We start from the raw sequence: 12391 nt of genomic DNA on the forward strand, positions 1-12391 counted from the left end.
TTACTTTTCCTCTAGCATTGGCAAATTGAGCTTATTTTTTATTGCACATTTTTTGGCTATCTCGTAGCCCGCATCTGCATGCCTCATAACACCTGTGGCTGGGTCATTGTGCAGTACGCGAGCTATACGTTTATCGGCCTCTTCACTACCATCACACACAATCACTACACCGGAATGTTGGCTAAATCCCATGCCCACACCACCACCATGATGCAGGCTAACCCATGTTGCACCGCTTGCTGTATTTAACATAGCGTTTAATAAGGGCCAGTCTGATACCGCATCGGAGCCATCTTGCATGCTTTCAGTTTCACGATTTGGCGATGCCACTGAACCTGAATCAAGATGATCGCGCCCTATTACAATCGGAGCACTCAATTCTCCATTACGAACCATTTCATTGAAGGCCAGCCCCAGTTTTTGCCGCTCTCCTAGACCAAGCCAGCATATTCTTGCAGGCAGCCCTTGAAATTGTATGCGCTTGCGCGCCATATCTAACCAATTATGCAAATGAGGATTATTAGGAATAAGCTCTTTTACTTTGGCATCGGTTTTATAAATATCTTCTGGGTCACCCGACAGCGCCACCCATCGAAAAGGACCAATACCTTGACAGAATAATGGACGAATATAAGCCGGCACAAAGCCCGGAAAATCAAACGCATCATCGACTCCACTTTCTAGTGCCATTTGACGAATGTTATTGCCGTAGTCAAGTGTTGCTGCGCCTCGTGACTGCAACGTTAACATTGCTTTTACTTGCACAGCCATAGATTGTTTAGCGGCCAATACTACCGCTGATTCGTTTTTTAATCGTTGCTGCGCTGCATATTCTAAGGTCCAGTTTTGGGGTAAATAGCCATTTAGGGGATCGTGCGCACTGGTTTGGTCTGTGACGACATCGGGCGTTATATTAATGTCTACCAATTCTTGAAATACGTCGGCAGCATTTCCTAACAAACCAACCGATACTGGCGTTGCGGATTGTTTGGCTTGTTCTAGCATTTGCAGAGCTTGCTGCAGATTTTTTGCTTTTTTGTCTACGTAGCCTGTTTTTAATCTGAAATCGATACGGCTTTCATCAACGTCTACCGCCAGCATCGAAAATCCAGCCATTGTTGCCGCCAAAGGCTGCGCGCCACCCATACCTCCTAAGCCTCCGGTAAGTATCCATTTGCCCGCGCTTTTACCTGAAAAGTGAGCTTTAGCTACACTAACAAAGGTTTCGTAAGTGCCCTGCACTATTCCTTGTGAGCCAATGTAAATCCAACTGCCGGCAGTCATTTGGCCATACATCATTAAGCCTTTTTTATCGAGCTCATTAAAGTGTTCCCAGGTGGCCCAATGCGGAACCAAATTCGAATTGGCAATTAACACACGAGGTGCGTTTTCGTGCGTTGGGAAAACACCTACCGGTTTGCCACTTTGGATTAATAAGGTTTGGTCATCTTCAAGCGTGCTAAGGACTTCAACAATTTTGTCGTAACTTTTCCAGTCTCTTGCCGCTCGCCCAATTCCGCCGTATACCACTAAGTTTTGTGGGTGCTCGGCAACTTCAGGGTCAAGATTGTTCATCAACATACGTAAGGGCGCTTCTGTCTGCCAGCTTTTCGCCGTTAGCTTATTTCCCCTTGGGGCACGAATTTGACGTTTGGGATCGTGTCTTTGCATAAAATTAACCTCTACACTTTCTGGAAATCAAGATGACCACCAATGCGGTATCGATTTCCGGGGTGGAATAAACGCGCAAAACTTACCATGCCTTTTTTAGAATAAGTGCGCCTTGATACCAATAAACAGGGTTGGTGTTGATTGATATCTAATAAATTTTGAATAATCTTGGGGGCAATAATCGCTTCTATACTGTGGTCAGCCTCAGTCAACGGCGCCACCTTCGATAAATACTGATTTGCAGTCATCGCATTAAAATCTTGTTGCAGATACTCTTGGCTATATTGTGGATGCACCCATCGGTCTTCCACTTGAATAGGAACCCCAGATTCAAAATGGACCATTCGCGAATAAGCGACAGACAATGCTTTATTGTCTGGCTGACGTTCGTTCAATCCAAATAAGGCCATTTGCTGAGTATCAGGCATAACTAATTGCATACTCATTATTTGTTTCGAATAATGATGCCCACGCTGACGAATTTCTTCATCTATACTTCGTATTGTGAGCATCGAACTCATTGGTCGATGATCGGATACAAAAGTGCCCAAGCCTTGTGAGCGGAACAGAATTCCTTCGTCAACAAGTTCGGTTAATGCGCGTCGAGAAGTCATTCTGCTGACACTAAACTGCTCTGCCAATTGATTTTCAGAAGCTACTTTATCGCCTGATTGCAATGAGCCCGACTCAATTTGTTCGAGCAAAGCAGACTTGATCCGAACATACTGTGCTTGCACTATCATTTACCCATTAAGGAAAGTAGGATTCGCATTACCTTACTTGTATATACAAGTAGATGCAAGTACACTTTATGAGAAATTATTCTGGGGAATTTATTGATGGATACACGCTGTGATTATTTAATCTTTAATGCAAATATCGCCACAATGCTCAACAACGATGTGCCTTATGGCGCCATTCATAACGCTTGTATAGCGATTTCTGGCGAAAAAATTGTATTTGTTGGAAGCGAGCATGAATTTACGGGCGACGTAGTAGAGAAAATAGACGCTAAAGGGCAGTGGATATTGCCAGGCTTTATCGATTGCCATACTCATCTAGTATACGGCGGCGACCGAGCAGATGAATTTGAGAAACGATTGAACGGTATGAGTTATCAGCAAATATCAAAAGCTGGCGGAGGTATTAAACGAACCGTTGCTGCTACCAGAGAAGCTAGTCCTGAAATTTTGTTAAGAGATGCCGTAAGTAGGGCTAAAAAGTTAGTTGATGAAGGCGTAACAACTATTGAAGTAAAGTCAGGATACGGTCTGAATCTTGAATCTGAAGTAAAAATGCTCGAAGTAACCAAACAAATTTCACAACATTTACCCCTTAATATACACCCAACATTTTTAGGCGCGCATGCTGTACCACAAGAGTTCGAAAATGACGCTGACGCCTACATAGATTATTTATGTAATGAATGCATTCCATATATTGCTGAGCAAAAATTGGCGAGCAGTGTAGACGTGTTCTGCGAAGGTATAGGTTTCACTACGTCGCAATGTGCAAGAGTTTTTAGCGCTGCTCAACAATATAACTTACGTTTTAAAGCGCATGTAGAACAATTAAGTGACCTCCAAGGTGCAAGATTGGCCGCTTCAATGGGTGCAATTTCAGTTGATCATTTAGAGTATTTGAAGCCTTCTGACATGCCTGCTATTAAACAAGCGAATACAGTGGCGGTGATTTTGCCTGGTGCTTTTTATTATTTAAACGAAAGCCAAAAACCGCCTATTCAAGCCTTACGAGAGCATGATATTCCCATGGCGGTTGCCAGTGATCTCAATCCCGGTAGCTCCCCAATTGCATCAATATTGACCTGCGCCAATATGGCAAGCGTATTGTTTGCTATGACACCTGAGGAGGTGTTAAAAGGAATTACCATTCATGCGGCGAAGGCGTTAGCAGAAAAACGTAGAGGCGCGATAGCCGAGGGCTATGTGGCTGATTTATGTTTGTGGAATGTACAACATCCTGCACAATTGGTTTACGCGATTAATCAATATTCTCCTCAGCAAATTTGGTTTGGAGGTAAACATGTCAAAACTGCAGAATAACTTTATTTGGCAAGGACGAAACGATGCTGAAGGCTCCCAAAAAAGTAAACGTTGGCATAACGTTGTTAACCAACAAGGTTCTCAAGGTGATGTTGCTTTAGTCGGCTTTAGTTGCGACTTAGGTGTGAAAGCTAATCAAGGAAGAGTTGGCGCTAAATCGGGACCAAATGCCCTGCGTGCGGCTTTGGCAAATTTAGCATGGCATGCTGATCTCAGCATTAACGATTTCGGCAATATTGAGCAAAGCGAATCCCTTGAATCGACGCAGTCGCATTACGCTATGGCCATCCATAAAGCACTAAAAACGCATAATCTAGTCATTGGTTTAGGTGGAGGGCATGAAATTGCGTGGGGCAGTTATCAAGGACTACAGCAGTATCTTGATACTACAAATGGATCATCAAGTACGAAGAAAAAACGCGTAGGTATTGTTAACTTTGATGCGCATTTCGATTTACGCAAACCATCCCCGATTGCCAGTAGTGGGACGCCTTTTTTTCAAATTGCTGAATATTGCCAAGGACAGAAGAAAGATTTTAATTATACATGTTTAGGGGTGTCAGAATCGTCCAATACACAATTGCTTTTTGAACGTGCCGAGCAGCTAAATGTTGCATATTTACGTGACGAACAATGTGAGGTTCAAGCCGCCAAACTCCTACTTAGTAAAACCTTAAAAAACATAGACGAACTCTACGTGACGGTGTGTTTAGATGCATTTTCAGCCTCATTGGCACCAGGGGTAAGTGCACCCGCCGCTCTAGGTGTAGAAGTTCAATTTGTGATTGCTATATTGCGCTGGTTACATCAACAACAAAACGACTATCAATATAAATGGAGATTGTTTGACATTGCTGAACTTAATCCAGATTTTGACGTGGATAAACGAACAGCACGCTTAGCGGCAAGATTAATTTATGAACTAATAGGCACATGGCGCTAAAGTGAATATAGGTCTTCAGTGTCCAGCCTAGCTTACTCACTTTCTGGCAATAGCTCGCTGGCTTTATGCTTCCATTTTTTATGCGACCATAAGTAATTAAAAGGTTGTTTGTAAATACTCTTTTCAAGCAACTGATGATACTTATACACGAGTTCGAGCGGTTTGAAACCTTCCGCGTCGTCAGGGAAAATTCGTTCGATGCTATATTGGTAGTAGCCAGGCTTTACAAACTCAGATTCAATATAAACAACATTAAAGTCTTTTTCTCGCGCCAATTCTTCCCAACCAGTTAACACAGCTGTGCTTTGATTTAAAAAGTTTACGAAGGCCTTTGGTTTTTTATAAATAGCAGGACTTTGATCACTTATAAATAAATAAAAAGACTTCCCATCGTTGGCTTGATTCATGACCAATTCCTTGGTTTCAAAAGACGTTATTAGTTTTGTACCTACAATTTTGCGACTTTCTTTAAGCTTGTGGTTCCAGTATTCATTTCGAATAGGATGATAGACCGCATACAAGTCCTGGTATGGTAGCAAATGACGAACGCCAACCAACCACTCCCAATTAAACAAATGCCCGCAAACGCCTATGGTGCACTTATTCTGAAAATCGGGATCCTCAAAAATCTCGGGGTTGATTAAATCGGGTTCTCTTTTTAAGTTCACTTATGTCCACCGAGAAAAGCTTCAGGGTCTCCATAAGCGAAAAGAAAAACACGCGGAAAAACTGTCGCGCGACCCTTTCAATGTCTTTCTCACTTGAATCAGGAAAGCTATTGGACAAGTTTTTAATAACTAGTTTTTTGCGATGTTTAAATAGGTAAAAGTTAAGAAACGCCAAAATGCGCGCAAGAAAAAGCAAAAATGGCATTGGTAAACGTGAAAAGTGGTAGACCACAAAATATAGAAGTTTATTCAACATTTTTTTATTTTATTATTAGTTAATCCAGCGAGTGTAGCACTCCCTTTCTTCATTGACCAAACTTGGATACTTACTACTCATAAATACTACGCTAAGCAAGTTTCTCCTATACTTGCTATTGTTTGTTGAGGAGGCTATTTTCAACGCCTTCTGCAACAAGACTTTTATTTAATATCTGTGCAACTGCTCTTATTGAAAGTGACCTTAGTCCCCCATTAAACATGAATTCTGTACTTAGTATTTTACTAAGTAATCAAAAATGTGGCACTCTAGTGCTATGTGAAGTTTACTAATAACATTTAAATCATGATTTTCTGGTATAATCACAAGCCATTGCCTAAACTGAACCTTATGAAAAATCTAAAGCGCTTAACAACTTTACTTATTCTCTTCTTATCACTTCTTTCACATTCAACTGTTAAAGAAGTTACCGTTATCTTAAGCGCAGAAATGCCTGATATATCGAGTGCGAACTCTGCAAACTTTGCTGAATTACATCATTTAGTAACTCAAAATAAAGAAAAAAATAGCAATACATTCTTCTTTTTTGGTGGAGCGTCAATCGGTCCAAGCGCGCTGTCTAACTTAGATAGAGGCTCACACATTATCGATATACTGAATAGTCTTGAGCCTGATGCCATGGGTGTGGCAAAACGTGACTTTAGCTATTATGAAGATGAATTATCACTTAGATCTTATGAAGCCGCATTCCCAATTGTAGCCAGTAATATTATTGATACTCGCACCGACTCCTTGTTCGATGGATTAGTAGATCGCGCGATTATTACCAAAGGGGAAATTAAGTTAGGTATTTTATCAATAGTTAACGAACGCTTGATTGAGGAATACTTACTAAAAAACGCAAAGGTCACCCCACCCTTAGCAACAATAGAAGCCAAAGCTAAGGCCCTACGAGATGCCGGCGCTGATATTATTTTGCTACATTATTATTCGCCTTATGATTTTGTGCCGCAATTCCTAAAAAATGAAGTGATCGATATAGCCTACATATCAAACCCTCGTTTAACGACATTGGAACGTGAAGAAATAACCAAACACCCTAGAATATTAAGTATGGATGCTACCGGCACGGCATTCGTCGTCAAAATGGATTTAGACGCTGGTGTTAATATTCGTTCAATTGAGCAAGTGAAGCTAAACGATATAACCTCCAATCCTAATGTCCAGGCACAAGTCAACGCGTATAATTTTAGACTAGATAGATTGCTTGATGATCGTATTGGATATTGGGATAGTGACTTTTCAACACTTCGAAACGATGTCAGAAGTGGGCAAAACGCCTTTGCCAACTACGTAGTAGATACCATGCGCAAAATTACCGACGCTGACGTTGCCTTAATAAACGGTGGAAGTATTAGAGGTGATAGAACTTATAGAAAAAATACGGTAATAACTAGAAGGACGATTGCCAGCGAACTTCCTTTCCGCTCTAACCTGAATGTTGTTTCCATCAAGGGCAAGCACTTACTGGAAGCAATTGAGACAGGTCTTGCAGGATTAGATGATCTTGAGGGGACTTTCCCTCACATTTCAGGTATGAGCATTGTTTTTGATGCCCGAAATGAAGCGGGTAATCGAATTGTCTCTGCCAAAGTAAAAGGAAAGGATGTCATTCTCGATAAAGAGTATACCTTGGCCACTACAGACTATTTATATAGTGGTGGTGATGGCTATAAAATGCTGGCATCAGGTCGACAAATCAAGGACTCAATATTTCTAGATAGTATTTTAATTTCAGATTTAGTACAGCGTAACGTGCGTCTTCAAGAAAAGCTCAGCAGTCTAATTGATGATCGATTAACAGAAATCTCGGCGAGTGCTAAAAATGAAAGTAAATAAGAGGCAAACCATTCGATTATTCACCTACGCACAATTTGCTATTGTCGGCGTATTTACAATTGTTGTTTTGTTTTCTACCGTTCGTTTAACAGAAATTGGAAAAATTCTGGCTGAACTGACAAACGAAACCGTACCTAAAATTTCGTACGCGGCGTCGCTAAATACCCAGATACAGAACCTTGCAACTCTAACTGCCGTTCTTGCAAATGCGCAGAGCAAACCTGCTCGGCTTTTGGCACGCGAGAGTGTTCAAAGAAGTATGCAACAAATTAACGACACCTTATTAAAAAGCTCAACTGACAGCACTTTTCTATATACCCGCCTAGGCAACCTTTACAAGGAAATTCACGAACTCGATGAGTTGGTACTACGACGGATAATGTTTCAGAAACAACTTGAAGATAGTAAGAGTCGACTGAATGCAGAGATACAGCAATTACTAACAAATGCGCGTGAATTTAATGGCTCAAGTAATAGTGAGAGTATGCTTGTTGAAGCCTTGTTACTTAGCGTAAAAATTACTGAGGAAAGTCGACTTCATGAAATAAGGCAAGTTGAAGCCAACTTGCTTGAAATTCTTGAGCGCTTAAAAAGTCAATTCGCCGAAAGTAATATGAATGACCGAATTAACATCAAGAACATAGAAGCACTTCTATTTGCGCCAGAAGGCCTGATTAATCAAAAAATTCAATCACTGCGTATTGAAGGGCGCACCCGAGGTAGAGATAATTTAGTTAGAAATTTGATTGCTGACGCTTCCAGTAACTTGCAATATCAAGCGTATGTAGTCAACAAAACGAGTATTGAGGACGCACGAAAATCTACACTATTAACCCAAGAATATTCAATGCTTACTATTGCAGCTGGCGTTCTCGCAGTGTTGCTCGCATTGGGCATCATTTACTTTTTATATAAGCGCATTATCACACGCTTATTGGCTCTATCTAGCCAAGTTAGGAAGGCAGCTAATTCTCCCGATGCAAAAATCACGGTGGATGGTAATGATGAAATCGCAGCGCTTGCCAAGATGTTTTCGATTTATCAAGAGCGCGTAAAGGAGCAAGAAAGTAGATTGTTGAATATGACATTGACAGATCCCCTTACTGGCATTCCAAATCGACGGGCGTTTGAAAGTAAACTCATCGAAACCATCGATTTAGCACTGCGAAGTAAAAGCGATGTCAGTTTGCTTATGATCGATATTGATTACTTTAAACCCTACAATGACCATTATGGGCATACTGCCGGTGATGCATGCTTACGCCTAGTGGCAAACGAATTGAACAAAACTTTATCAAGGCAAACTGATTTTTGTGGGCGGTTTGGCGGAGAAGAGTTTGCCTGTATCTTAACAAACACTGACCTATCTGGTGCTAAAGCAGTGGCAGAGTCTTTACGAAAAGCAATTGAGGGTCTTGAAATACCGCATGAAAAAGCAAGCAATAATTCATTCGTAACAGTAAGTATTGGTGCTGCCACATCAGTCTTCAATAAAAACACTCACTTGACCAAAGAACTTTTGGTTATACAAGCCGACAAAGCACTGTATAAAGCGAAAGAGAAAGGTCGAAATACTTGTTGCTTCTTTGAATAGACTTAATTGATTTTGACCGGTATATACCCATCAGCCTTTTGAACCGACACAACTTAGAAAAAATCAAATAGCATCATCTGGGGATTTGTTACTCTTTAACTGAGCAATAAACGATTCGGGTTCTCCTGGTTTGCCCAGTAAAAAACCCTGTCCGTAAACACACTGCTTTTCGAGCAGAAAGTCAATCTGTTCCTTCTTTTCAATGCCCTCTGCAACAACACTTTTATTTAATGCCTGTGATACTGCAAGTATTGCTGTCGTTATTTCAACATCGCCTAAATCATCCGGTATATCTTGAATAAAGCTACGATCGATTTTTATGCTATTAATCGGTAATTGCTTTAGGTAACTTAGAGAAGAATAGCCCGTTCCAAAGTCATCGAGAGAAACATGAGTGCCCATTTTTAACTTTAGTTTCTCGATGACTTTACGAGTCATGGTGATATCTTTTAACAAAGTGCTTTCAGTAATCTCAAGCCGAAGTGCATGCGATGGTAGGCCGGTCTCCATAAGTACATTTGAAATCATATCTACAAGCCCTGAATCCTGCACTTGGCTGGCAGAAAGATTGAAAGCGACATAGTAGTCTCTGTTGAGTGCCTTGCGTAACTTCATTATTTCTTTTGCTGTCTGAAGTAATAATGATTTACCCAAAGCAACAATGATCCCGCAATTCTCGGCCAATGGAATAAACTGGTCTGGAGAAATAAAGCCTTTTTCAGGATGCTGCCATCTAGCCAGCGCTTCAAAACCAACAACCTGCATATCTATTAGGCGAAATATAGGCTGGAAATGCGGTTTGAGTTGATTTTGTTTAAGAGCCTGATGTAATTCAACTTCCATACTGAGTCGTGCTGAGGCGTCTATATTCATCTGCCCCTCAAAGTACTCATACTTATTTCGACCCTTAGCCTTGGCTCGATACATGGCAAGATCGGCATTACGCAATAATGTTCCAGCATGCATGGAATCCAGCGGGGCAGACGTGATACCTATACTCCCGGTAATTATCAGTTCACGTCCGTCTAAATAAATAGGTTTATTTATATTATTTAATATCATGGCCGCTACCTTACCGGCATTGATATCGTTATTTATCGACTGCAATAATATAACAAACTCATCTCCACCCAACCTAGCAACAGTATCCTCTTCTCGCACAGAGTGTAGTAAGCGCTGGCCAATTTCTATCAGTAGTTTATCGCCAACATCATGCCCCAGTGAGTCATTGATTTTTTTAAAATCATCAAGGTCTAGATACAACACGGCAAGCTCATTCGAATGGCGTTTAAGCATAGAAAGAGAATGGGTCAAGCGCTCGCGCAGCAATCGACGATTTGGAAGGTTGGTAAGAGAGTCGTAGGAGGCCAGGTGTTCAAGTTCATTATGCGTATTCCTCAATAACGTAATATCCATACCTGAACCTATTGCATACAGTAATTTCCCTTCACTATTCCGTATAGTGGTGTTGGACCAAGAGATAAGAACTTTATCACCCGATTTGCTTAACCAGAAATTCTCGAAACTACTTACAGTATCGTTATTGTTGAGCTTCAGGTTTTCAAATACCTGCTCAACACTGTGCCGATCTTCGGGCAACAAAAGTTTATCCCAAATATGAGACCCAATGATTTCATCTGCCGTATAACCGGTTACTTGCTCACATGCGGAATTGAAACGGACTACATGGCCAGAGTCGTCAAGCACCACAACCAGTGCACCAACGGTATCCATTATTGCGGTAGCAAAGTCTCGCTCTGTCTGCAGGGCCTGTGATGCTGCTACCATGTCTGATACATCTAGTAGAAACCCATTAAAATGCGTTATTTTTCCGTTATTATCTCTCACCGGGTTTGAGACAGCTCTTATTGATCGCCAGTCATCCAGTTGTGGATGAAACATCCGTATCACCAGATCGAGGGTTGAACCTTGCTTAGCTGCAAGAACATTCTGGCGCTCAAGTTCAGGTAAATCGTCTGGATGAACGTGAACAAACCAGTTGTTAAATTCTGTATCAGGGTCAACTCCGACAATTTTACTAAGGGAATCACTGACAAACTCTACATGCGCTAGGTGCTCAACTTTAGGGTCCAGAACAAGGCGGTAAAACACGAAGTGCTCGGCACTTCGCATGATGGAGTCTAATTGATGCGCATTACGCTTTAACTTGTCCTTATCTTTTTGCCGTTGTGTCGCCAAACCTATTTGTTCAGCCACAATTTCAAGCAGATTTTGTTTGTTTTTCCCCCAAGGTTCTGCCGCCTCCACATTGTCAAAGCCTATAAATCCCAGCAAGCCATCGCTTGAAGACACAGGAACCATAATCACCGATTTTATACCTTGAGCGGAAAAAATAGTTTTTTCATTTCTGGCTTTTTCGGGTAGTGCCGTAATATCAGATATTGATAACGTCTGTCCATGTTTAATCTGTGACATAGACCATTCGAAAGTCTCAATTTGCAAATTTTGCAATAGCTGGATCTGTGGTTCAACACTTGAAGCACACCATTCATGGGTATTATCCATGGTGTTATTGTCAGAATTAATTTGAAAGACATAAGCACGGCTGGCTTTGCTGAACTCGCCTATTTTCTGTAAAGTAAAATCGATTGAACGGTCCAGTGATCCACTATTTGCGAGTTCACGGACGATATCCGCAAGTAATCTTTCAAACTGCAATAACTCCCGAATTTCAGTATCAAGGTCAACACGGGCTGTAACGTCATACGCAATTACCAGTTCAGCGGGTTTACTTAAAAACGTCACAGGGTGGGAAGTGATTTCTACAAATATAAGCGAACCATCTTTTTTTATGTGGCGCCAGATACCTGCTCGATCGAGTTGATCTTGTACTTGTTCGATATTTTTCAACAACGAAGGCAAATCTTCTGCTGGTCGAATATCGGCTAAGGTCATGGCCTGAAAATCATCCAGAGAATAACCGTAGTGCTGAATAGCTGAATCATTAACCGCTAGGAACTGCAGGGAATGTAGATCATAAATCCACATTGGTAATGGATTATTATTGAACAACGCGTTTATCAGAGAGTCTTCGCTTTGCTGTAATGAAAGCATACTTGAACTAGTTTTATTTAATGTATTCATATAAGCGATAACTCTAAACCTTGGAGAATAACTTAGTCGACAATATTAGTTAATATTCAATGCTTTATAACCAGATATAGAATTAACATTACTTCTTATATGGATAATAACTAATCGAAAAAAATGGATGTTTGATAAATAACTCGGTAAACGCTTGCATTTACGCTACGTTGTCTACAACACCGTAATTGATAAGGAAGTCGTTGATGACTAAAGTAAATAAAGTAGTCG

9 protein-coding genes are annotated in these 12391 nt (G+C 41.0%); 4 read left to right on the forward strand and 5 right to left on the reverse strand.

The genetic code is table 11. From position 1 onward, the window contains the following. Both hutU and hutC read right to left on the reverse strand, forming a co-directional pair. Nucleotides 1-1671, reverse strand: coding sequence for a urocanate hydratase (hutU, locus tag AC0L6H_RS00220; RefSeq protein ID WP_473391826.1), 1671 nt, complete (start codon nt 1669-1671; stop codon nt 1-3). Between the two features lie 11 nt (nt 1672-1682). Beyond that, nucleotides 1683-2408: a histidine utilization repressor gene (gene hutC, locus AC0L6H_RS00225; RefSeq protein WP_473391828.1), complete on the reverse strand. Its 726-nt coding sequence runs from the start codon at nt 2406-2408 to the stop codon at nt 1683-1685. Nucleotides 2409-2510: 102 nt separating this feature from the next. Between hutC and hutI the strand changes: the two genes are divergently transcribed. Then, a complete protein-coding gene (hutI, locus tag AC0L6H_RS00230; RefSeq protein ID WP_473391829.1) occupies nt 2511-3734 on the forward strand; it encodes an imidazolonepropionase in 1224 nt (407 codons plus the stop codon). Further along, a complete protein-coding gene (gene hutG / locus AC0L6H_RS00235) occupies nt 3715-4677 on the forward strand; it encodes a formimidoylglutamase (protein ID WP_473391830.1) in 963 nt (320 codons plus the stop codon). The genes hutI and hutG overlap by 20 nt, the downstream gene beginning before the upstream one ends. Before the next feature lie 32 nt (nt 4678-4709). Here the strand turns inward: hutG and AC0L6H_RS00240 are convergent, their stop codons facing one another. Then, the gene (locus AC0L6H_RS00240; protein WP_473391832.1) at nt 4710-5345 is read right to left on the reverse strand and encodes a lysophospholipid acyltransferase family protein; all 636 of its coding nucleotides are present in this window, start codon (nt 5343-5345) and stop codon (nt 4710-4712) included. After that, nucleotides 5299-5601, reverse strand: a complete 303-nt coding sequence (locus AC0L6H_RS00245; RefSeq protein WP_473391833.1) for an LpxL/LpxP family acyltransferase — start codon at nt 5599-5601, stop codon at nt 5299-5301. Before AC0L6H_RS00245 ends, AC0L6H_RS00240 begins: the two co-directional genes overlap by 47 nt. A gap of 351 nt (nt 5602-5952) precedes the next feature. On the opposite strand from AC0L6H_RS00245, the gene AC0L6H_RS00250 reads away from it, so the two are divergent. Together AC0L6H_RS00250 and AC0L6H_RS00255 are read left to right on the forward strand one after the other, a co-directional pair. Next, nucleotides 5953-7461 carry a bifunctional metallophosphatase/5'-nucleotidase gene (locus AC0L6H_RS00250; protein WP_473391835.1) on the forward strand — a complete coding sequence of 503 codons (1509 nt, stop codon included), beginning with the start codon at nt 5953-5955 and terminating at the stop codon, nt 7459-7461. Continuing rightward, a complete protein-coding gene (locus tag AC0L6H_RS00255; protein ID WP_473391836.1) occupies nt 7448-9055 on the forward strand; it encodes a diguanylate cyclase in 1608 nt (535 codons plus the stop codon). Before AC0L6H_RS00250 ends, AC0L6H_RS00255 begins: the two co-directional genes overlap by 14 nt. 63 nt (nt 9056-9118) lie before the next feature. Here the strand turns inward: AC0L6H_RS00255 and AC0L6H_RS00260 are convergent, their stop codons facing one another. Next, on the reverse strand, nt 9119-12160 hold the full coding sequence (locus AC0L6H_RS00260) for a sensor domain-containing phosphodiesterase (RefSeq protein ID WP_473391838.1): 3042 nt from the start codon (nt 12158-12160) through the stop codon (nt 9119-9121). Between the last annotated feature and the right edge of the window lie 231 nt (nt 12161-12391).

The organism is Glaciecola sp. G7-5 (genome assembly GCF_055808975.1).

Excerpts from the sequence above, each read along its gene's own strand:
- hutU (WP_473391826.1), bottom strand. The coding sequence starts at position 1,671 with ATGCAAAGACACGATCCCAAACGTCAAATTCGTGCCCCAAGGGGAAAT.
- AC0L6H_RS00255 (WP_473391836.1), top strand. The coding sequence starts at position 7,448 with ATGAAAGTAAATAAGAGGCAAACCATTCGATTATTCACCTACGCACAA.
- AC0L6H_RS00245 (WP_473391833.1), bottom strand. The coding sequence starts at position 5,601 with ATGTTGAATAAACTTCTATATTTTGTGGTCTACCACTTTTCACGTTTA.
- AC0L6H_RS00250 (WP_473391835.1), top strand. The coding sequence starts at position 5,953 with ATGAAAAATCTAAAGCGCTTAACAACTTTACTTATTCTCTTCTTATCA.
- hutI (WP_473391829.1), top strand. The coding sequence starts at position 2,511 with ATGGATACACGCTGTGATTATTTAATCTTTAATGCAAATATCGCCACA.
- AC0L6H_RS00260 (WP_473391838.1), bottom strand. The coding sequence starts at position 12,160 with ATGAATACATTAAATAAAACTAGTTCAAGTATGCTTTCATTACAGCAA.
- hutG (WP_473391830.1), top strand. The coding sequence starts at position 3,715 with ATGTCAAAACTGCAGAATAACTTTATTTGGCAAGGACGAAACGATGCT.